The sequence below is a fragment of the uncultured Shewanella sp. genome (assembly GCF_947501225.1).
Classification (GTDB): Bacteria; Pseudomonadota; Gammaproteobacteria; order Enterobacterales; family Shewanellaceae; genus Shewanella.
The window spans coordinates 81,042-104,174 of the sequence record NZ_CANMUW010000008.1; the positions used below are offsets into that span (position 1 = coordinate 81,042).

At 48.6% G+C, this 23,133-nt stretch carries 14 protein-coding genes and 1 pseudogene; 6 read left to right on the forward strand and 9 right to left on the reverse strand.

The window, feature by feature from the left end; translation table 11 throughout:
- Nucleotides 1–6 precede the first annotated feature (6 nt).
- The 4 genes from Q1B47_RS13065 to recC are packed head-to-tail and all read right to left on the reverse strand — an operon-like array spanning nt 7 to nt 9,947.
- A complete protein-coding gene (locus Q1B47_RS13065) occupies nt 7–633 on the reverse strand; it encodes a DsbA family protein (protein WP_299794380.1) in 627 nt (208 codons plus the stop codon).
- Nucleotides 624–2,684: an exodeoxyribonuclease V subunit alpha gene (gene recD / locus Q1B47_RS13070; protein WP_299794382.1), complete on the reverse strand. Its 2,061-nt coding sequence runs from the start codon at nt 2,682–2,684 to the stop codon at nt 624–626. The genes Q1B47_RS13065 and recD overlap by 10 nt, the downstream gene beginning before the upstream one ends.
- Nucleotides 2,681–6,346 (reverse strand): exodeoxyribonuclease V subunit beta, encoded by a 3,666-nt coding sequence (gene recB, locus Q1B47_RS13075; RefSeq protein WP_299794384.1) that lies wholly within the window; start codon nt 6,344–6,346, stop codon nt 2,681–2,683. Before recB ends, recD begins: the two co-directional genes overlap by 4 nt.
- 1 nt (nt 6,347) lies before the next feature.
- Complete coding sequence (recC, locus tag Q1B47_RS13080; protein ID WP_299794386.1) at nt 6,348–9,947, reverse strand: exodeoxyribonuclease V subunit gamma; 3,600 nt, start codon at nt 9,945–9,947, stop codon at nt 6,348–6,350.
- A gap of 390 nt (nt 9,948–10,337) precedes the next feature.
- On the opposite strand from recC, the gene Q1B47_RS13085 reads away from it, so the two are divergent.
- A complete protein-coding gene (locus tag Q1B47_RS13085) occupies nt 10,338–11,612 on the forward strand; it encodes an MFS transporter (protein WP_299794388.1) in 1,275 nt (424 codons plus the stop codon).
- Between the two features lie 198 nt (nt 11,613–11,810).
- Here the strand turns inward: Q1B47_RS13085 and Q1B47_RS13090 are convergent, their stop codons facing one another.
- On the reverse strand, nt 11,811–12,101 hold the full coding sequence (locus Q1B47_RS13090; RefSeq protein ID WP_299794620.1) for a hypothetical protein: 291 nt from the start codon (nt 12,099–12,101) through the stop codon (nt 11,811–11,813).
- A gap of 482 nt (nt 12,102–12,583) precedes the next feature.
- On the opposite strand from Q1B47_RS13090, the gene Q1B47_RS13095 reads away from it, so the two are divergent.
- The 5 genes and pseudogenes from Q1B47_RS13095 (at nt 12,584) to Q1B47_RS13115 (ending at nt 17,470) form a co-directional block, all read left to right on the forward strand.
- The gene (locus tag Q1B47_RS13095; RefSeq protein ID WP_299794390.1) at nt 12,584–13,588 is read left to right on the forward strand and encodes a substrate-binding domain-containing protein; all 1,005 of its coding nucleotides are present in this window, start codon (nt 12,584–12,586) and stop codon (nt 13,586–13,588) included.
- Nucleotides 13,589–13,783: 195 nt separating this feature from the next.
- Nucleotides 13,784–14,674, forward strand: a complete 891-nt coding sequence (locus Q1B47_RS13100) for a translation initiation factor eIF-2B (protein ID WP_299794392.1) — start codon at nt 13,784–13,786, stop codon at nt 14,672–14,674.
- Between the two features lie 171 nt (nt 14,675–14,845).
- A complete protein-coding gene (locus tag Q1B47_RS13105) occupies nt 14,846–15,595 on the forward strand; it encodes a hypothetical protein (RefSeq protein ID WP_299794394.1) in 750 nt (249 codons plus the stop codon).
- Between the two features lie 705 nt (nt 15,596–16,300).
- Nucleotides 16,301–16,426, forward strand: a pseudogene (locus Q1B47_RS13110) (transposase); the annotation flags it as partial.
- 69 nt (nt 16,427–16,495) lie between these two features.
- Nucleotides 16,496–17,470 (forward strand): transposase, encoded by a 975-nt coding sequence (locus tag Q1B47_RS13115; RefSeq protein WP_299794396.1) that lies wholly within the window; start codon nt 16,496–16,498, stop codon nt 17,468–17,470.
- A 248-nt stretch (nt 17,471–17,718) separates the two neighbouring features.
- Here Q1B47_RS13115 and Q1B47_RS13120 read toward each other — a convergent pair whose 3' ends face one another.
- From Q1B47_RS13120 to Q1B47_RS13135, 4 genes are all read right to left on the reverse strand, one after another.
- Nucleotides 17,719–18,669 (reverse strand): putative phage abortive infection protein, encoded by a 951-nt coding sequence (locus Q1B47_RS13120; RefSeq protein ID WP_299794398.1) that lies wholly within the window; start codon nt 18,667–18,669, stop codon nt 17,719–17,721.
- A 131-nt stretch (nt 18,670–18,800) separates the two neighbouring features.
- A complete protein-coding gene (locus tag Q1B47_RS13125; protein ID WP_299794401.1) occupies nt 18,801–19,409 on the reverse strand; it encodes a hypothetical protein in 609 nt (202 codons plus the stop codon).
- A gap of 1,194 nt (nt 19,410–20,603) precedes the next feature.
- A complete protein-coding gene (gene narL, locus Q1B47_RS13130) occupies nt 20,604–21,245 on the reverse strand; it encodes a two-component system response regulator NarL (RefSeq protein WP_299794404.1) in 642 nt (213 codons plus the stop codon).
- Nucleotides 21,246–21,344: 99 nt separating this feature from the next.
- Nucleotides 21,345–23,096 (reverse strand): histidine kinase, encoded by a 1,752-nt coding sequence (locus Q1B47_RS13135; RefSeq protein ID WP_299794407.1) that lies wholly within the window; start codon nt 23,094–23,096, stop codon nt 21,345–21,347.
- Nucleotides 23,097–23,133: the final 37 nt, after the last annotated feature.

The following is a 23,133-nucleotide window of genomic DNA, read 5'->3' on the forward strand; positions in this document are numbered from 1 at the left end:
CCGTGCTCAGCAGAGCCGCTGTGCTACTGCGTTAAAGCTTATCTGCCACCGTTTATAATCCAATGGGATAGGCGTTAACTCTCCGCCATGCTCCAGCACTAATGAGGGGAAACCTCGAATGGGAAGCCGGCGTACACCGTCAATCTCCTCCATCAGGCAACGGTCCAGGCTATTGCTGTGGATCTGGCTCGTAAATCTGTCTGCATCGAGGCCGATGCTGGCAGCGATGTCGGTTAAAGTTTCAATATCTGACGGATTTCTCGCCTCAAGATAGTATGCCTGTTGGATACTCTGAACCATGGCTTGTTCCAGCCCCGAAGCCCTGGCAATCAGAGCCGCGCGGCAGGCCGGGTAGGTAGAGCGTCTGGGATTACATAGCTGCCAGAAATCGTGGTTAAACTCTGTGCCTAATTCCCGGTTGATCTGCTGCCAGGTTTGTTCGAGAAAACGCTGCATATCTTCAGCCATGGGCTCATCAGAATCCGGTGCCAGTCCGCCGAGCCTGTACTCGACCTCAATTCCGGCTCTTTGCAGCTCTGCTTGCAGTTTGAGCCAGGTCGGGGCGTAGCCCCAACACCAGCTGCACATAGGATCGTACACGTAATAGAGTCTGACCGGACTTTCTAGCCCCATAAGCGCCTCGCCAGACCCGATGAACGTTGAGTGGCCTGCAGGCTGGCATGCTCGAACACGGCTTGTGATCCAAGGCAGGTGAAGTGGAGTTTCGCGCGGGTGATGGCCGTATAGATGAGCTCCTTGGTCAGCAGCTGCTTCTGGGCCAGGCTTGGCCAGATGGGGAGTACGAATGCCACATTGGCAAACTCACTGCCCTGACTCTTATGCACCGTCATGGCATAACAGGTGTCGTGGCTTGGAAGGCGTGCGGGCAGCACCTTCAGGATGCTGCCATCGGCCTGAATGAAGTGTGCCATGAGCCGGTGAGCGTGCTTAATCCCTTGTTCATCTTCAGTAAGATGTTGAGATGAGCGTTGCGATGAGATATCGGGCAGGATGAGACCGATATCGCCGTTAAACAGCCCCAGGTTATAATCGTTACTCTGAATGATCACAGGTCGCCCCGGATAAAACTCGGTGTCACCTGTGATAAGTTTGGCCTGTTTAAGCGCGGTCGTGACCCCCTGGTTGATGCCATCGACACCATACTCGCCCGAGCGCATGGCACACAGGACTCTGAATTCGTTATAGCATTCGATGATCGCCGATGCACTTTGGTCGCTATCCTCGGCCATCTTGAGATATCGGCGGTAATGGGCGACGGCCTGCTGTAGCAGCTCATCCAGCCCGGAATTTCCTGCATTGGTCTTGTGGTGCTCAATCCACTGAAGTTCATCGTATCCGGCTTGCCATACCTGCATAATCCGGTCTTTGTCCGAGTCATTGACCGCCGAGGCCAGCAGGCCGATACCCGCATCTCCTTTAAATCGGTGGCTGTGCATCAACATGCAGAGGCTGTCACCAATCCTGGGTTTGGGGCTGATAAAGGGGGTGAGATCAAATTGAGTCAATTGAGATAGATGCTCTCCATAATCAGTAGAGTATCGCATCCGCCACTTGTTCATTGAGCCGTTATTTGGGTCTGTGGCCGGCTGTTTCAACCCGGCGCAGATATCCGCCAGCACGGCGCCCGCTTCTACCGAGGCTAACTGATCCTGATCTCCAAGAAGAATGAGTCTGGCACCTTCAGGAAGTGCCGATAATAGCTTATGCATCATGGGCAGATCGACCATAGAGGCTTCATCGACCACCAACAGATCCAGTCTCAGAGGGTTATCCTTGTGGTGCCTGAACTTAGGCGAGTTGGGTATCACCCCCAGCAGGCGGTGCAGGGTGGAGGCCTCCTCGGGTACCCGGTTTAAGCTTGATAGATCTACCCTGTCGGCGAACGGAGCCAACTCCTGTTTAAGCCGAACTTTCGAGGCCTTAATTGACTCGCTCAACCTCGCCGCAGCCTTACCGGTCGGTGCGACTAAACGTATGGTCATGGCCTGGTTTTGAGTGAGTAAAAACAGTAATTTAGTTACTGTGGTGGTTTTACCCGTGCCCGGTCCGCCGGTGATCACCGCTAAGCGTTTGGTGAAGGCGGTGGCGGTGGCAATTTTTTGCCAGTCAAAATCGCCGGCCTCCTTGTCATCACGTCCGGGAAACAGCATCTCCAGGGTGTTGCGGGTATCTGTGACTGCAGAGGGGGGAAGCGCGATTTCACCTTCGGCCAACTGAGTAAAGTAAGTCGCAACTTGTGTCTCGAACTGGTGATAGCGCTGCAGGTAAAGATCACCCTTATCCAGCACAATTGGTGTAGCAGGCGAGGTGGCGAGCTTTGAATCCACTGAGCCTACCGCACCGAACCTCGTTAGCTGTTCGACTACCTCATCGTGACTGCACGTTATGCGGCAGTGGGAAACCTGCTCGTGCATCGGGTTTTCCAGCACTATCTGATGAATAGGCAGGCAGGTATGTTGCTGGGATAACTGACGGCTGAGCAGCGCACAGATCAGCAGGAAGAACTCACTTTCACCGGCCTGTCTTTGATGTTCGCCTTTATGCATCAGCGGCTCATGAAAGCGGGATAACTCCAGTGCGAAGTGTCTGTCCAGCGGCGTGATTAACCGCTCCGACTCCCATAGCTTCAGAAGGTCTTTGATGGGGTGTGTTGACTGGATCATAGTTTTAGCTCCATCTGCTCTGTCTGTGCCTGAGGAGCATTTGATATTGATTGTTCATTGTCGAACAGCGCATCGAGTGATTCGATAAGCGCCTTGGGTGGCTTATCATAGAAGACCCCGGCCATGGGGGCACTGACTGACATCCCCCGCAGGAAGAGATAAAAGCTGCCGCCGATATGCAGATCATAATCGTAATTTGTCATTCTCAGGCTCAGATATCTGTGCAGCGCCAGGGTATAGATGATGTACTGCAGATCGTATCTATGGCTGCGGATAGCGCCGCTCATGGCGTCGAATCCGTAGTGGGTGAAATCATCACCCAGATGGTTCGACTTATAGTCGGCAATATAGAACCGGCCCTGATATTCGAAGGTCAGATCGATAAAGCCTTTCAGCATTCCCTTGAGCGACTCGAAGTTAAGTCCGGCGCTGTAGCCATGCTGTTCGAGAAGCGCATTGAGTTTATCGGCCTTCAGCGCCTCAATAGGCAGGTAGAACTCCATCTCAACCAGTTTTTGGCTATTGCTCAACTGAGCAAGTTTGAGTGAACCATCCTGCAGCAGCGGCGCTTCGAGCAGATCCAGATACCAGTGGGTCAGCACATCGAACCAGCTTTCATCGATACCATATCGCTCCATGGCGCCGGGTAACTGCTCAGCAAGGCCCGCCGGTGCATCGGTGAAGTCGATAAGTTCCAGTACCAGGTGCATAAAGCTACCTGCGTTGGCGCCGCGTTCGAAGCTGAAGCGCGACGGTACGGGGTCGCTCTCATCTTCGATGATCTCAAGTTCCGGAAAGGCCTCATCATCGGCTCCCGGTTGCACCCGCTCATGGGGCAGGTCTTTTACCAGCCCCGAGTAGCTGCCGACACGCCATGGCGTATAAAGTTTACGTTCAAGCACTCTCGGTGCCAGATGTGGTTGCTCAGCGCTGAGGGGAGCAAAAACCTGAGTCGGGAGATCGCCGAGCATCTCATTGACACTTATCGCCTCACTGGCAAGTTGTTGTGCCCTGTTTTGAATATGTGAAAACTCGCAGGCCTTATCTTCTATGCCGAGCAGGTAGCCGATACCGGTTTCGTGAAGCTGGCTGGTGATCCCCGCCTTCTTGGTGAAACGGCTGTGGTTAGCGACATAGAGGTAGCAGCGGTACACGGGGCGGGTCATGGCCACATATAGCAGACGAAGATCTTCGGCAAGGTTCTCCCGCTTGTGTCGCTCCCAACCTTCATCGCTCTGGGCGATATCCCATATCAGCTGCTGCTTGTCATGGTAGAGCATAGGTGCCGGCTTACGGCGGTTGTCACGGGCCAGACTGACGAAGGGAATAAAACAGACCGGATATTCGAGCCCCTTACTCTTATGTATGGTGACGATCTGTACCAGGTTCTGTTCACTCTCAAGCCGCAGTTGTGCCTCCTCGTTGGCACTGTTTTCGATAAGGGCCTGCTCGTACCAGTTAACCAGCGCACTGATCCCGTCGAGTTCGGTGGCCTTTTGCTGCAACAGCTCGGCCAGGTGTCTGAAGTCGGTCAGTCGCCGCTCGCCATCTTCGCTTTGTAGCAGGCGTTCGATGAGTCTGGTTTCGTTAGCCAGGTTTAAAAGGGCGGGCATGACGCCTCGTTTGAGCCAGTTTTGATGCAGGCCATCAAACTGCTCTAGCAGGGTCTGCCTGATCATCTCATCCTGATTGAAGCCGTGAATGGCCTGTGCGTTATACCCCAGCAGAGAGGTGGCCAGTGCCGAGCGCAAGGCGCGCTCATCTTTTGGTGTAGCCAGTGCGTGCAGTACAAGCGCCATCTCGCGCGCTTCCAGGGTGTTAAATACGCTGTCCCGACTTAAGAAAACGGCACCAATCTGTCTGCTCGATAGTGACTCTCTTACTACTGCGGCTTCATTTCTGTCGCGTACCAGCACCGCGATATCTTTGGCTTTAAGAGGGATGCCACTGATGGTGCAGTCCCCGGACTGTGACTCGCTGAGCAGTCGGGCGATCTCTGCCGCCGCATCTTCGGCTAACTGTTTTCTGGCGCTGGTCTTATTGAGACCCTTTTCGGGATCTTCACTCAGCAGCTTAATTTTTAATGCAGCCGGGTCCTCATGCTTCTCGACTAATAACTTGTCAGCGGCGAAGGGGGAGGGTTGCACCGGCTCGAAGGGGATAGCGTCACTGATAAAGGCATCGTCCCGGTTCTCAAACAAGGCATTGACTGCCAAAATCATGTTACGGCTGGAGCGGTAGTTAGTGTCCAGGTTATAGTGCTGAGGAGTTTGCTCCCGCGCCTCAATGTAGGTGTGAATGTCGGCGCCCCTGAAGGCATAGATCGCCTGTTTCGGGTCGCCAATCATCAACAGGCTCAAGCCTTTCGATGAGCTCTCCGCCGCGGCCTCATCTGTGGATATTGCAGGCTTGGGTCGGTAGATCCGGTTGAAAATGGCAAATTGCAACGGATCGGTATCCTGAAATTCATCGATAAGGGCCACGGGGAAGCGTCTGGCTATGGTGTCGGCCAGACTTAGCCTTTGTCCATCGTCCTCCCGATGGGTCGGGCGCAGGGCTTGCTCCAGCGTTATAAGCAGATCGTCGGGTGTCAGCAGGTTGCGTTCAGATTTCTGATTGGCAAATCGGGCCGAGATGCCGTGTCTGGCACAATAGAGGAAACTTGGCACAAAATCTTTGATAAGCACGCACAAACGCTCGATATGATCGAGCACAGGTGCCTGCTCGGGCGTGGGAATTTCACCACCCTTGTTAAGCTTAAGCCCGCTCAGTGACAGGCTCTCCATCACCTTCATCGGCGGCAGGCTGTGGCTGAATTTGCACCAGTTATCCATGGCATCGAGCATGACCGCGAGCTTGGGAAACCCATCGGCTTTCTTGCCGAAGCGTACGCCATTGAGTGGCAGCGAGTGCAGTAAAGTCTCGATAACCTCTCTCTCGCGGGGCCATATAAGCTTGAGCCGACTCAAGCTTTGTGTGAGTGCTAGTTGCAGCCTATTGAAATCTTTTGGTTTTGGTTGAGCTGTGGCCTGGCTGGCACCGAGCAGAGGTCTTAGCTGTTTGGAGAGGGCATCGGGATCGGCGAATTTCTTCTGAATTATCTCGGCAAGATATTCCGGCAGCGGATAGCACTGCTCACGCCAGAAATCACGTACGGCGTGGTGCAGAAACTCGCTGTCATCTAAGGTGAATTCAGATTCAAACAGCAGGGATGACTCGAACGCCATATCGGCAAGAATACGCTGACAGAAACCATGAATGGTAAAGATGGACGCTTCATCGAGGGATTTAAGCGCCAGATCCAACCGCTTAAGAGCCAGATGGCGTTCACTCTCGGGAGTCAGCCGATAGAGGGATTCAATCAGTTCATCACCGGTCTTAAGGCCGATAAAGCGGCGATAGGCCAGCTGAATTTTACGCCGGATACGATCTCTGAGCTCTCCCGTGGCGGCGTTGGTAAAGGTCACCACCAAAATTTGTTCACAGCTCAGAGGCTTCTCTGTCTCATGGCCCAACAGCAGACGAACATACAGACCGGCTATGGTGAAGGTCTTGCCCGTGCCGGCGCTGGCCTCAATTAACCGGCTGCCGCCAAAAGGCAGGGTGAGGGTATCGAGTGGCTGTGACTGGCCTTGAGTTTGGCCTGTAGTAACGGATGACATATTAACAGCCTCCTTCGACGAAGTTTGACAGCTCGCTGAGCTTATCTTTGTGGTACAGGCTGAGCATAGGGCTGAGCAGCGTCATGGCAATCTGTCCGAATTGATCCTCTGTAAAATCCTCGGGGAAATTGTACAGGCGCTGGTAGTGGGGCTCGAAGCCTTCGCCGAGCTGGCTCTGCTCATCTATCCATTGGCTTTGGGCATCGATGAGTTTATCTATGTGATCGCCTTCGGCCTCGACATAGGCGAGGGCGGTTCTGGGCATAAACATCAAAGGGTGCAGCTGCCCTGATTGGAAATAACTCAGCCACAGACGCAACTGAGTCTTTGCCTGCTCAGGTGTGACACCATGAAACGCATGGAAATGGCCGATATCCAGCAGATAGCTGATGTGCTGTCCGCTTTCCTTTATGGCGTTTTTCCCCATAGCGCAGATACACAGGTGCCGGATATAGACCCGGATCAGGTCGCGGCCATTGGCGGTGCCCGGGCGGTAGTTAACCAGCCCCTTGGCGCAGAGATCGTCGATGCGCCCCACTAGTGTCACGGCTTGCTTGAGCGGATCATCCATCTCCTCTTTTGTGAAAGGGAGGTCTATATCCAACGAGTGCTGATCCTCACCACGCAGATAGAGCGCACGGCCGATCAAGGGCTTAATATCATGCAGGTATTGACCCAGTAGCAGATCATCAAATGGCTCAAGAGGAAGCTCACCACTGGCCTTTAATCGTTGCAGCAGTGCTTCACCCGGCAGCTCAAGGCCTTGAGAGATGGCGTTATCGAGCAGGTTGGCCTGCAGCTTATAACGCTCAAGGGCATTGAGGCTGAAAGGCTCGTCATTATCGTCGGCCTGAATATTCAGGCCCAGATCGACTTTAAGAGTGCGATTGAAGAAGTACTGCGCCGGGTTTCTGAAAAAGCGGATGAGCGCGGATACCTCAAGTTCGTTCTCCTGCAGAGAGTCAGTAACCTCACTGCCTTGTACAATCTCATGGCCAGGGGGGATAAAGCGGGGCGTTTCATCCGGATTATCGGCGGACTTCGCCGGGCACCACTGCGCCGAGTAACTCTGCTTTAACGGCGAACTCTCATCGCTGTGCGGCAGGTAAAGCCGCTCATCGAAAGGTTGCAACGGTTGCTCAATCAATAACTGTTTATGGATCGCGGCTTCGATGGCAGGAATATCGGGCTCAAGACCGGACTTGATCAGCCCTGCGGCAATCTCCTGGGGCAGGTAACAGAGCTGACAATATTCGACCAACTCGGAGACCAACATGGAGGGGATCCGTTCAGAGTTATCCCGTTCACTGTGACCTATGTAGCTGATGTAGAGCTGCTCCCTGGCCGAGAGAATGGCCTCCAGAAACAGGTATCTGTCATCTAATCGACGTGAACGGTCACCTTTACGTGGCCCGAATTGGGCCACCAGGTCGAAACCGACCGGGTGCTGTACCCTGGGGTAGATCCCATCGTTCATGCCGACCAGGCACACCAGCTTAAAGGGGATGGAGCGCATCGGCATCAGGGTACAGAAGTTAACGCTGCCGGCCAGGTAGCGCTGGCCTACGCGGGATTCACTCAGGGTGCGGTTAAACCAGTTTTGCAGCACCTGTGTATTGAGTGGAGTAACTTGTCCCGCCTCAATCAGCTCCGTTTTAAGTTTGTTGATGGCCTCGCGAATCTCCTGCAGCTGTTGCTGCTCCTCATCATCGACCTCATAAAAGTCTTCCAGAAGCCGGGCCAGCTGCCCCATGCGTTCATCGATTGAACAGCTCTGAGCCAGTGCCAGCTGGTACTCATCTAAGGTTTCGATGAAGTTGAGCAGCTTACCCAGGGCCTGTGCCGATTGACCTTCGATACCTTCGACCAGCAGGGTATCGTGGTAAAGCCCGGCATCATCACTGAAGGCGTAGCCTAAGATAAGACGCTTGATACCGAAGGCCCATGAGTTCTTGTCGAATGCGGGCATAGATTGAGCCGCACGGCTCTGTTCATCCCGTCCCCAGCGTACGCCGGCCTGTTCGAGCCAGTGACGTATCATGGAGAGTTCATCATCATCGAGCTCGAAACGTCTGAGTACGGCCGGCACCTCAAGGATGCCTAAGATATCGGTCAGGGCGAAACGACTCTGGTTGATAGCAAGAATGTGCAGGAAACTGTTGATGAGTGGTGACTCCTGCGCCGCACCGCGATCGGCGATGGCGTAGGGGATGTAGTGCGCTCCCTGTTTTGCGGAGAACACGGCATCGATATAGGGGGCGTAGGCAGCCACATCGGGCAGCATGATGACGATATCTTTGGCAAGCAGCGGATCGTTTGGATCTGCAGGCTCCCGGGATAACATCTCGAGCAGATGATCGTGCAGCGTCTCTATCTCACGCAGCGGGCTGTGACAGCTTCTAAGTGTCAGCGAATCATCGGATTCTGATAGTATGCGGCGATCGTCGATGGTCAGGTACAAAGCTGCATCCGGCCCTAGGCTTCTGTTGCGGGTCGTGAGCTCCAATATATCGTGCTGAACACCGCGAAGCAGGGTTTGCTCCGCATCATCCAGTGGGTCTTGATAGCACTCGAAATTAAAGTCGGTGTGCTCTTCGGGCAGCTCCAGTATCAGGTCCAGCAGCTCGCGTCCCATCTTGCCGTTATTGGCAAGCAAGGGGTTACCGACCTCGAGTTTATCTTCCCACTGCGCCTCGAGCTTATTCTTGTTGGCATATTCAAGGGCCATACGAGCACGAAGACGAGGATCGACAATATCGCCCCAGTAATGCTGACAGGGGCTTAAATTCAGCATGATCACATCGATACGCTTAGCCAGATGATAGAGCACATCCAGAGTTTGTGGTGCCATGGATGAGATACCGAATACAAACAACCGTCTTGGGAGACCAACGAGACAGGTATCGGGGTCATCCAGTGCATCGAACAGAGACTGATGCAGATTGGCCCTGTGGTAGCGACTCTTGTTGAGGCGGTGATTATTAAATTCAAGCAGAGCACGCCACAGTATTGGCTGCCAGGCCTGGGCCGGTGATAACTTATCACCTTTGGGGGGCAGGGTGGGCTCATTGGCCTCCCAGGCCGCTATCCAGTCCGGGCGGTAGACCAGGTATTGGTCGAAGATATCGGCTATCTGCCCACAGAGCTGGAATAGCTTCAATGGGTCGGCGTTCTTGCCGAGGGGCTGCTCATTGCCGTCACCGGCGACTATATCACCTAAAGATTGGGATGAAGGCTCGGTGCTGTCTGTGTTCAGGTAGTGGCTGAGCGGCGCGAACTCTTCGATATGCAGCAGCTCCGGCAGCAACTCCATCAACTTCCAGGTCATGGCTGGCTTAGTGAAGGCGTTCTCTTTGGGCACATCGCTCAGCAGGGTGTGACAAAGCTGCCAGATAAAGCTCGAGGGAAGGGGAAATTCCAGCGCCGCGGCTATCTTGTTCTGTCTGGCAATCTCCAGCCTTAGCCAGGTGGACATACCCGGGCTCTGGACTAATACCTGCTCCGGCATCAACAGCGGCATGCCGGGCATGGGGGTCTGTAGCTCGGTCGCGAGTTGGGTCGAGAGTGCTTCCATTCGATTAGACTGTACAAGATAGAGCATGAATATTCCCAGGCAAAGAAACGATAGGCATTCAGTGAGTCGATTCACCATCGGATTAGTCAACTATTCTATGTGTTTAGTTCGGTAAGTCCAATGAAACTATGGGATATTGATCTTAATGGAGCATGTTTCGACAATAGGCAGATACAGATGTTTACACTGAGTCAGTATCGGGATTTTTTCCGGCAATCACAGACTCACACCGGGTGCTGTTTTCGGGTGATGATAGTTAAAATTTGATGTGGAACATCTAATTAGGCGAATGCTAATCAATGGGGTTGGTTTTTACACAGATTCAATTAATATAAAAATGAGACGTAAGTATTTACAGGGTAAGAGTTCTCAGGGTTATTCAGGGAACACTTTTCGGGAACACTATTCGGGAACACTATGGATATTCAACAGCGTCGCTCATATCAGGCTCTAACACTCGCCACCCTGGCATTTGCCGCATGTTTCTCTGTTTGGACCCTCTACTCAATTATCGGCATCGAGCTCAAAGAACGTCTGAGTTTGAGCGCAACCGAGTTCGGTTTTCTGCTTGCCGCGCCTATTTTTACCGGCGCAATCTTTCGGGTTCCCATAGGCTTTGTGGCCGAAAAGGTGTCGTGTCGTGAGCTCTTCTTCTGGCAGATGCTACTCGCGGTTCCGCCTCTGTTCTATCTGCCTCATATCGAAACCTACTGGGGGTATATCTGGATTGGCTTCGTGCTCGGCCTAACAGGGGTCTCGTTTACCATAGGTATCCGTTATGTTACCGATTGGTTTGAGACCAAGCGCCAGGGCTTCGCGCTGGGGGTGTTTGGTGCCGGCAATGCGGGCGCCGCCATTACTTTGGTGTTAGTGCCCTTTATTGTCGACATCTTCGGCTGGAACCAGATAGGCTACGCCTACGGGGTGGGCATGATCTTTATGGCGGTGCTGTTTCGTGTGATGGCGCCCGAGGTGAATGAGTACTACCAGAAACAGAAAGACAGCCATGATATGGCGTTTCATATGGCGCCGCTTAAAGATCTGCAGGTGTGGCGTTTCGGACTCTACTACTATTTCGTATTCGGCAGCTTCCTGGCACTGATCCTCTGGTTACCTCAATACTATGTCTCCGCTTATAACCTCTCTCTGACCCAATCTATGGCGCTGACACTGCTGTTTGTCACCAGTTCCAGTATGGTCAGGGCCGTGGGCGGCTGGTTCGCCGATACCTATGGGGCGAGGGCGGTTAACTGGACCGCATTTTGGATCTGCATGGTGTGCCTGTTCTTCCTGAGCTACCCGCCGACCACAATGATCATTCACGGCGTGACTAAAGATGTTGAGGTCTCGTTTGAGGTGAATGTCTGGGTGTTTACCTTCCTGATCTTCATCATCGGTCTGGCACAGGGCTTCGGCCGCGCCAGCGTCTATAAGACTATCTATGATTACTATCCGAATCATATGGGCAGTGTAGGCGGCATCGTCGCCGCCATCGGGGCCTTGGGGGGCTGTACTCTGCCTATCATGTTCGGTTTCGCCGTCGATGTTATCGGTGTCTACAGCGCCTGCTTCATGCTGCTCTATGGTGTGTTGGCAACCTGTATGGTGGTGATGTACTTCGCCCTCAGGGCCGAGCGGCATCAGAAGCTGTTGAGAGACTCGATAGCGAATAACTTTCTGGAGCAGGACTGACTCAGTGCTCACTTAATGCCAGTTGACGTAAGTGCAGCGCCTTCAAATAGATGCATAAGGTTGGTGTTTTGCGGATAGTTTCTAACCTGATTTAAAAGTAAAGCCGGTTAATTTAGATGACCGGCTTTTAGTTGGTGAGCTTTGCTAACAGCTTTTGATTGAAAATTTAACCTGTTATCCCGGATAAAACCTAAGCTGTTACTGCTTGCACTTGTAAATAACGGCGACCACGCTTATCTCTTTGTCTTTATCTTCACACTCATCGATGTGTAGCCAAACGATATGGGTGCCACCTAAGCCTTCGCCATACTTTATCGCCTGTTTCTTCGCATCTCTTAATGCAAACTCACCCGAAGCCTTGCCTCTGGCCATGGCGAAACTGTCACAGTGAGTCACCTCAAAATCATAGGCTTCATTAATTCGGTAGTGCAGGGTGCCAGAATCCTGTTTACTATCCCAAAGCGAACAGCCCGTAGCAGATAAAGCGATAAGAAAAGAGATAGATAAAGAGGTTAGGGGCGAGATAAGGAAACAGTTACCCCCCCGTAAAGTTTTTAACACGAAATGAATCCCTTTTGGTAAGCGACGGCGTGAAAGGTATTACGGCTAAGAATTTGTATCAATGCTGATTGTTACACACCTTGTTAATCATGCTTATTCTTTTTGAAAACAGAGTAATAAACAGTCAAGCTATGTAAATGATTGAAAAGTTGTTGGTACAGCGGGTAAAAGTGGCTGGTGGCAGATACCCATAGGTAGGAGAGAACTTTTTGGCGTGTTTGTGATCCTTTTGGTGTATTTGTAACTAACTTGGTGTGCCCGCCTCGGCTTTGAGCTAGTCTATGGGCTCGCAGTCTGCTCTGCGCTTGAGTCTGACATCTTAGTTGAGACCTTATCTGGTGCAGATAAGCTTCTTCTTGCGATTGAAAATATAGGTTAACTAACAGTCTCATTATATGGGAGAAAATTTGATGAGATTATCGATACTAGTTTTAGTATTTACCATGTTGCCATTACTTTCAGCCAGTGGAAAGGATCTTAAGTTCGCCGTTGTCCCTAAGTACCACAGTGTCTTTTTTGAACAGAGCAAGCAAGGTTGTATGGAGGCTGCGGCTCAATTAACGGGCGTCGAGTGCATATACCGGGGGCCCGAGACCGCGAGTGTCAGAGTCCAGGATCAGATCATTTCACAACTGATCGACGAGGGGGTTGACGGTATCGCTGTCGCCGTGACGCAGTCTAAATTCCTCGCAGAAAACAGTATTCAAAAGGCGCGCAGTGCCGGTATTCCTATTGTCACCTATGACTCAGATTTTGACGCTCAGACCCTCAATAAGTACAAAAACATACGTTCAAGTTATATCGGGACAGATAATTTCGAGTTTGGCAGGGCGTTAGGGGAGCAGTTAAAGAAGCAGCGTCCCGATGGAGGCACCTTGATCATTCAAACCGGACGCCCGGACTCTCCCAATCTGAATCTCAGAATCATGGGGATCCGCGCCGCACTGTCCGGCAAACACTATACTTCGCCGCCAGGGAAAATGCTCCGCAACGACAATGGCTGGACCGAGGTGAGAGAGCCTTTCAATAATTTCGATCAGCTCTCAAGGGCGGTAAAGCAGATGGAGTCGGTGGTGCAGGGAAGGCGATTGAAAGCGGACGCCTTTATTGCCGTCGGTGGCTGGCCGCAAAATGATGAAACGCTCTATCGCAACATGATAGCGCCTTATAAAACCAAGCTTGAACGCAAAGAGGTGATAGTGGTGATGTCAGATGCTCAGGAGCAGCACTTAACCATGTTACGGGACCGCCTCGCCCATGCAAATGTCGGTCAAAGCCCCTATGAGATGGGTAGGCAAGCGATATTGGCCCTGTATAACATTGTCAAACATCGAGACTATGATGAGTTTATCCATACCCCGATAAATCTGTGTACCCGGGAGAACTACAGCAGCTGCACCCAACACAAGTTATAACTTGCAGGATATCGGCAAATCCTCGAAAGGACCTGAGTCATTGTTTGTTCTCATAGCCTGCGGAACTGGCTGCAAAAAGAGTGTATCTCGGATGGTGTCCTCCCAATAAAACTCCCTGAAACTAAAATAGCCGGACGATGGATACTGTAATGCCGAAACCGGGATGAAGAGGGCTATTTCGGCTAATATTAATTCATGGAAAACAATCGATTCAGGCAAACCTGCCTGCAAAACATCATATCTGACCATCAAAGTGGCTCGGCTGAAATTGCCTGTATGGCGCTTAAGGCCCTAGCAGACTACAGTCAACGATGTGAGGAGGCACAGCCTTCGACCTATCTGAAAGAGTTGAACGCCTTTGCCGTTGCGCTGCAACAAACCCGCCCCAGCATGGCTATTTTGACAAATATCATCGATGCCTGGCTTGAGGAGGTAAATAGGAGTAAACATCCACAATCAGATGTAATGACCTTAAAGCAGGTTGCGCTTGGCAAGGCAGAGGAGCTGATGGCGCAATCGAGCCAGGCTAATGAGCGCATCGCACAACATGTCTGCGATTTGATTGCTGATAACAGTGTCGTGCTCACCCATAGCATCAGCTCTACCATTATCGACTGCTTTACGAAGCTGGCAAAGAGAGAGATAAGCGCGATCATCACCGAATCCAGACCGGGTAATGAAGGCCTGCAGCTCGCCGAAAAGCTCTCTAAATCTGGCATAGAGACCCAATACATCACCGACGCACAACTGGGCCTGTTTATGGAAAAAGCAGATGTCGTGCTCCTTGGCGCAGATTCGATATTGGCGGACGGCTCGCTGGTTAATAAAGCGGGCAGTTATCTCACCGCCCTGGCGGCTCACGACCTCGGCATCCCGATCTATGTCTGTGCAGAAAAATTTAAACAGAGCAGGGAAAGCCGCGAAACCATTCACTTAGAAGAGATGGACAGCGCAGAACTGAATCTAGCCGACTTGCCCCATATCACAGCGAGAAACATCTATTTCGACGTTACCCCGCCCAGACTGATCAATGGCTGGATAGATGAAGAGGGTGTACAAACGCTTATGGGGACACCATCTACTTAATGTGCGCTTAGATAGTTTAAAACCAATCTGTCATGTGTATATGACAAAAAGGAGGGGCAGTAAATGGATGTTTGTTTTAGCTATTTTTAAACTTAGATCGCATTTTATATACATTAAAGCTAGTAGCTTAGATACCGCTCTGTTTACACATCAATTATTTATGGAAGAAAAATGATTAAGACAATTTACAGACAGTACGGAAAAGTAGATTCTATATATGCTATTGGCTTTCTTGCTATCGCAATTGTGATCGGCGCTTTCATTGCCGGTATAGCTGCTTACATTTTCTTAAAACTGTATGAGGTTAACTCTGACGCTACATGGAAAGATATATTAAATAAGTGCCTACAGATGGCCCTTTTAGTTACAATTGCTATGTACATAGGTAGTGCCGCTGGCTATGTCATTTTTGAATCAATATTTTCCCCATCTTCTTCACCTTTTGCCGCTCAATTTGACTACAAAGGTTATGCGATTAACTTACTTACCATTAACGCAATTCCCTTCTTTATTGAGTCATTTTTAGCTCTGCTGTGGGCAGTATTTTCCGCCAAAACATTTCACTTATCGAAGGTTAAGATGTGGTTGGTAGTATGGATCGGTGTCTTTATCGTTTTTAATCTGGGTAATTTGATTGTATTTTTTGTTAGCCGGTTTACCCTTGCGGAATTCCTATCGTTTGGCTTTTTTAATCTCTTGCTGGCGTTACCAAAAACTATCTATTTTCAAATGGAGCAAGCTGTAGCCGTTGTGTCGGACCCAATTGGATACTTCAACAGTCTTTGGTACAGTGTTAAGCTCTCTAATGGCAATCAATTCTATTTAGTAACACAATTCCCTAAATGGGCAATATTACTACTTCCGCTTAGTGTTGGTGTTCTTGGTTATAGGCACCTGTTTCCTTTAGAGGCTGATAACTAAGTTGTTATCAGAAAGTTGAATAAGAAAAACGCTTAAATTGCAGTCTTATAAGACTAAGAATACTTGAACATTAATGATACTTTATTTCTATCTTATCTTATCTGAGCTGTGTGAGAAAAAATGTCCCAAATAGTCATCAATCCCACGCACAAAGAGCCTTTCACAGAGTGACAACAACAATGTGAAAAAAAGTGGCAGGCCTTTATTATAATTAAAGAGCCTGTAGAACGAGGTCTAGGCAAATTACATCCATGTAAAAAGGCCTGTTCGGCATCACTTTCTCTCGATCAAAGCGGTCATTCGATCTTCGCCGTGTCTTCTTAAATATCCAAAATCGATTCTTTCAAGTGAAGATGCCAATGTAAAAGTTAGCTAACTAACATGGGGGGGCCTAATAGTTTTTTGATTGATTTGAATTCAGCTGTCAAAGCTGCCAAATAAGTTAGACTCGCCTAGTGACTGGCGGAAGGGGCATATGTGATAGATGCCACTGTAAAACTGTGGCATCTCACTTTTTATGGCGGTGATTTTGTTTAAAAATCATGATCTATAGGAATTACAGAGTTAAAGTTTCCAGCTTCAGGTTCTCCAAAGATTGGTGTTCCTGAATCTTCAGTTTCTACAAAACACATAGACACCCAATGTTAATGGCACAAATGACGACCTCCGACTAATCTTGATTTGAGCATCTAACAAGGAGGTTGTATGCCAAGGCCAAGACGAACCCTCATTAGTTTGGAAGATACCCCTTATTATCACTGTTGCAGTCGTGTAGTTCGGCGCGCTTTCTTGTGTGGTGATGACAAATATACCGGTACAAAACACATAGACACCCAATGTTAATGGCACAAATGACGACCTCCGACTAATCTTGATTTGAGCATCTAACAAGGAGGTTGTATGCCAAGGCCAAGACGAACCCTCATTAGTTTGGAAGATACCCCTTATTATCACTGTTGCAGTCGTGTAGTTCGGCGCGCTTTCTTGTGTGGTGATGACAAATATACCGGTAAGAACTATGACCATCGCCGTGGTTGGGTAGAAGCACAGCTATTGAAGCTAACAGAGGTGTTTGCAATAGATGTAGCCGCCTATGCAGTGATGAGCAATCACCTCCATGTAGTCCTTTATATTGATGTAGAGCAGGTTAATGCATGGTCAGATAGAGAAGTAGTGCTGCAATGGCATAAGTTATTTAATGGCACAGCTTTAACGCAGAAGTTTGCCAAGGGCGAAGTAATAGAAGAATATGCGGTTGCCCAGCTTAAACACCTAATTGCTATTTATCGTGCTCGCCTTAGCGACATAAGCTGGTTTATGAGATGCCTCAATGAACCCATAGCAAGACAAGCTAACCTAGAAGACAATTGCACAGGGCATTTCTGGGAAGGGCGGTTTAAGTCTCAGGCTTTATTGGATGAAGTGGCGGTATTGGCGTGTATGGCTTATGTGGAGCTTAATCCTATTCGTGCCAAAATGGCTAATACACCTGAGCAATCAGATTTCACCAGTATCAAGCTTAGAGTTAAAGCAGCACTATCAGGTGAGCAACCTAAACGTCTTTTACCGTTTGTTGGTAATGAACGTGCTAATCAGCCCAAAGGGCTTGTTTTTTCATTGCAAGATTACCTAGTACTGGTTGATGAAACAGGCAGGGTAATTCGTGATGATAAGCGCGGAGCTATAGCTACTCATGCTACTGACATACTCGAACGGTTAAATATTCCTACAGAGAACTGGCTAAAAATCGTCACTGAATTTGGTCAATTGTTCCATGGCCCAGTTGGCACATTGCAGGAGTTTAGCCACTACTGTGAGCACTTGAATAAACGAAGGCGACATTTTTCAAGTAGTTGCCAGTTTATCCCCCACTAGCTGAAGCAAAACTCACTTAACAGCTTGTTCCTCAGTCACATTGACAGAGTTATTACTCCTTACCCGAAATACAGCAATTAGTGCCTGATTTCCCTATTAAGGTCGGATGTTGTACCGACAGTTTGTTTTACGAGAGATTATTGGCGAAGAGCGCACTGTCTATCATCGCTATACCTGATGTGAGTTTGCTATGTTGTTGATTAACAATGGCTGGCTATTACTTTTATTGGTCACTCTTAAGCAATTTGTTATACATCGGTTTCGACCGAGTCTAAGTAAACATGCAAATATCCACCTTCCATTAAACTGTCAACAAATAGGTTGGGATATTTTGACTTTAACAAACTAACTTTTTGTAAAATGTCATTTTGACTTTTTTCACCCATTGCATACGAGTAGCGATCAAAGATAAGAAAAGTCGATAAGTTCAAAGGTAAATGATCTAAACGCATATGCTCAAGAAAGCCGTACCGCTCAAGCAGAGCATAATATTTTTGTAAGTTGTTTAAACCTTCATAGGAAGGTATACAGTTTAAAGCGAGTACGGGAAGTAGTTTTACTGGTACAAAACTTCGAACCAAACTTGCATACATTTTTTCTTCATTTTCGTATTCATCAATCGTGCTTCTTTCCCCCAAGTATGCTTCGCTAAAGTTGCGGTCACCATTCTTAATATTATTTTTAGCGATGAACTTTAAGAGCTGATATAGCACCCTAAAGTACTGTGAAAGCTCAACATTCTTTAATATATGCTCTTGACGCTCCTTTAGGTAAGACGAAACATCACAGCCATCATCAAGTGTATTTAGATTTGCAATATATTCGTCAAGATCATTTGAATTCAATTCAAGAGATCGTACCGCATCATTGTGAAGCTCTAAAAGAGAGTAAAACGTAGTTTCAAACTTTTGAGCTTCATAGTTTTCGACTTGTTTTTGTTGAGACTCAGCACCATCCTGTAATGCTTTGATCGCTGTAGTTAATTCCTCTCTCTGGAGGTAGACTGTATATAAAAGAGCTAAGAATGACAATGAAGCGAAAAGAGCACCTACCGTACCACCGATATAAGATCCAAAACTCCCCCAATCAGACTGATTTGTACTAAATGCACCTGAAAACACACGAAAATATGCTCCGCAAACTACAATTGCAAAGATAACAGCAAATAAACCCACGATAGGTACAAACTTCTTAAACATACTACATCTCTAATACTGAAATTAATTCAGATGTATAACGCCTGCAATAAGGTGTGCCCCACTGAACAAGCAAAGCGCACCGGACTCCATACCAAAACCGCCGAGTGTAACGCATCACCTTGATTGCCTTGTTAAATGCGCTTAACTGCTGAACTATTTTCATTTGCGAATTTTGATATCATAGCTTGTTGCTTTTTAGTATTAGGTAATATTGAGAACTGATATTCATCCTTGTATACCGATTTATGATCATAGGGTATTTGATAATCAGAACATAAGGTCGCAAGATCATCTACAACACGTTCATTTACATAAAATTTTAATGAATTGTCGATTAGTTCACCTTGTGAACGAGCCGAATTTTGGTTCATGCCAACCTTAATATATCGAGATATTTCTTCCAGTTGTATTTCAAATTGTGAGAGTCTTTTATTAATAACTGTGTCAGCATCGGTTGCATCTTCAGGGACTTTAATTAAATCTACATCAACAACTCTATAAACTGGATTATCAGGTTTATCATCCGAGAGAGCATTTGGGATAATAGTGTCTAATCTTTGTTTTAGTTCTTCAACACCATAGATATCGTTATGATAAAAAATTGTTCTCTCATCACTCAAATCAAAAGGAAGAGTTACATCATCACGAGCAACAACAATTGTAGGCTTTCGTGAACAATGGCGAATACCTAACTCGTACATAACATTTGGGTTTAAATTTGTGAGATTAGCAATTACCAAATCAGCTTCTAAGAGCCTTTTAACAACCTGCCTTGTAATGCTCCCCGTTTCAGATATGTGATGTGCTGCGACTGGTTCTAATTCATATTTTTCAGAACTGGCTCAAAAACACTCGTTATCAATCCATCAGTTTCACGGCGAATAGCCGAGTTATCTTGACCAATAGGCGTAACAATAAAACATTCTTTCATTAAATTAATCCATTAATAGCTAATATTTGCGCATTTAACAGCTTATTCAATAGCAGCAGGATAACGCTCCAAGCTGCTGGTCCATTTCTTGTCAATCTATCACCGCTAACTAACTGTTGTAAATGTATTTATTTGTGTTTAATTCACAAAACATTTCGAGAATCGGCCGTTAAAAAGATGCTTCGTTGTTTATGAGGTCTCTGTAACCACATCTGTCTTGATGTAGGTTGTTGATATGTAGTGAATTTAAATTTTATGTGTGTATTATCAGTGCGTCAAACTGTCGATTTACGCATCTTTTTTGCGTCAGTTATCTCAATATTAGTTATAACGGTGTATCCATACAGTGTTGTGTGTAAAAGGATTTCAACGGGGCAATCAATATTTACTGAGGCTATAGGGACAGAAGTTAAGGCTGTTTTTTCTAAGGTATCGACAAAGCCAAATCGAAGAGATAGATAACTGATGTAAGTGAGATCGAGGACTTCTGTTTCATGGCCGTTCTTTGGCGTCCATGCCACCACGGCATTTGTGAATCCATTCACATCAGATGTTATCGCAGAGCGCCCAAGGCCGAAAATGTTCCCTACATTTTACGGCATTCCCACCATCCATGGTGGTCAGATATACTCACAGCGACTGTCAGAAGTACCTGCACATAGAAAAGCTGGATCCTACTTTTTATCGACAAGAAACGTTCAGGATGACGGCTAAATATGAATGTAATCAGCCTTCATTCGAAGTTAGCGTCAAAGCCAAATCGAAGAAAATACTTGCTTGAAATCAGCAGGTGTAGATGCGGCTGTGACCGTCCGTGACAGGGATGTCACGGCCGAGACTATAGGGATATACTCGTGTCGTGTCACAGAAGTATCTGCACATCCCTCGCCGGGAAGGCGTTAGATAACAATGAAAGTATAACTTTCAAACACGCAACCCAATACCAACTCAGCCGGAAGTTAATACAAAAAATGTAATCAGTCTTCATTCGAAGGCTGCGCACTTAATGACTAATCTTATGCTCCACCGCCCATACGGCGGCCTCAACCCGGCTCTTCAGTCCCAGCTTCTTCAGCAGGTTTTTCACGTGCACCTTGACCGTGGTCTCGGCGATCCCCAGCTTGTTGGCGATGTCCTTGTTGCTCTTACCTGCGGCGATAAGCTTGAGGTTTTGCAGCTCCCGCTGGGTGAGGTTCTCGAGCGGCGAGACCGGTTTGCTGCTGGGGCGCAGGGATCTGGCCAGGATCTGGGTCAGGGGATTGCTGATCACAAACTCCCCCTGAATGGCGAGGTTTATCTTGTCGATAAGCTCCTCGGGCTCTGAGTCTTTTAGAAGGTAGCCGTCGGTATTGAACTTGATGGCCTGCAGCACATCGCTTTCGCTGTCGGAGACGGTAAAGATGACAATTTTACTCTGCACCTCGGCGCGCTTGAGTGCGATCAGGGTATCGATACCGCTTAAACCTTTCATGTTGAGGTCCAGCAGAATCAGATCCGGTTCGTGCTTGATAGCCAGGGTTATCGCCTCATCGCCGGAGCCCGCCTGGGCGACCACCTCCAGATTATCTTCCAGTGCGATCAGCTGGGCCAGTCCCTGACGAAGGGTAGGGTGGTCATCGACCAATAGTATTTGTGCTGTAGTCATGATTCATCTTCTTTTTCTATTATAAGCGCTTAAAGACACTTAAAAAGGCAATAGATTCGGGTACTGTGTCACTCGCTGACAAAGAGCTAATGTATAAAGCTAATGTATAAATTCCAGCACCACCTTAGTGCCGCTGGGGGAGTTGGGCTTAAAGTTCAAAACAGAGTTGAGTGACTTGGCACGCTCTTTCATGATGCCTAAGCCAAAATGTCCCTGTTGCTCAAGATTCGTAGGTAGCCCCTTACCGTTATCCCAAACTTCCAGCTTGATCCTGTCATCCTCTTTGACCAGATTGACCCCGGCGCAGCTGGCATCTGCGTGCCTGTGAACGTTAGACAGGCTTTCACGGATGATCTGCAGCACATGTATCTCCTGATTGGCGGTCAAATAATTCTGTGGTATTTCAAATTTTAATTCAATGCCATGTTGGCACTTTTCGGCGAACTCCGCCACCGTGCCCTGCAGGGCATTTTCAAGGGAGGGATCATCCAGTTTCAGACGGAAGGTGGTGAGCAGCTCCCTGAGCTGCAGGTAGGCGTTATTTAATCCCTGCTTGATATCATTAATTGTTTCATCGACCTGCTCCTCCGGAAGCCCTTTCTGCATCTTGCGCGTCAGCAGGCTCATCTGTACCTTAAGGAACGAGAGTGATTGGGCCAGAGAGTCATGCAGTTCACGGGCGATAACGGCGCGCTCCTCGGCAATCAGCAGCCTGTTTTCGCTGTTTTTCTTCTGCTCCAGTTCGATAGCGGTTGCGACGATGTCGGCCATGGCCTGCAGCAGCTGTTTCTGCCACTCCTGCGGGCTCTCATACTTAGGCACCTGCCAGACGATATCGCCGAAGAAGCGGCCCCGCTTCTCTAACACGAACTGGTGTACCTCCATGTGCTGGTGATCTATGGTGTTAGTTCTGGCTTTATAGAAAACAAGATTGTTGACACTCTTCTCACAGAGCACTATCGAGACTTTACCGAAGCCCAGAACCTGTACCAGCTCCTGGATTATCTTCTGATCGATCTGATGATATTCATAATTAGACAGGTTACTGGCGGCCCGGTATAAGACCTCGAGTGATTGGTTACTCCGGGTGAGCTCTCGGGTTTTTTTATCTACCCGATCTTCAAATTCCTGATAGGTATTCTCAAGCTGTTTAGACATATGGCCTATGGTGCGCGAGAGCAGGCCTAACTCATTATCTGCAACATGATCGACCCTGATATTAAAGTTGCCCTTACCCGCTTCTGAGGCGACCTTGACCAGCTGTTTAAGCGGCGTTATCAGCGAGCGATTGAGCTTAAACAACACGAAGGCGCTGACAATAAGAATAGAGAAGAGGGTGATCCCCTGAATTAAGCGTAGCAGGCTTAACTTTTTCTCCGACTCCATCTGTAACAGGTTGACTAACTTGTCTATCTCTACCGTGAAGTTATCGAATGCTTCGATAGAGGTGGTGTGAGGCGATCGCTTTATCGACTCCCAGCCAGAGAGGATTTTTTGATGCTGGGCAAGCACCTGTGGATTATCTATGGTACTGGTTATTCCACCTAAGAAGAGATGCGACAACTTAGTCTCAAATCTCTGGATCTCCCGCTTTACCACTGGCCTGCTACTGTCTTGCGCTATCAGGTTAGCCCTTGAAACGCGTATCGCCTGCATCCTCATCGCACCTGCACGGTTTATCTGTTCGGCGTCACCGCTGAGACTCTCGGTGACCAGGATTGAGGAGATCATACTAAACAGGCCTAAGGTGATGATGATCGCCATAAACTGGCCGGCGGCGGCAACCAGTGATGTACTACTGGTGGGCTCGTCGACATAGAGCGACTCACCAAGGTGTTGTTTCATTTTCATATCGTCAACTTCATCGTTAACCAAGTGTTACAACCGT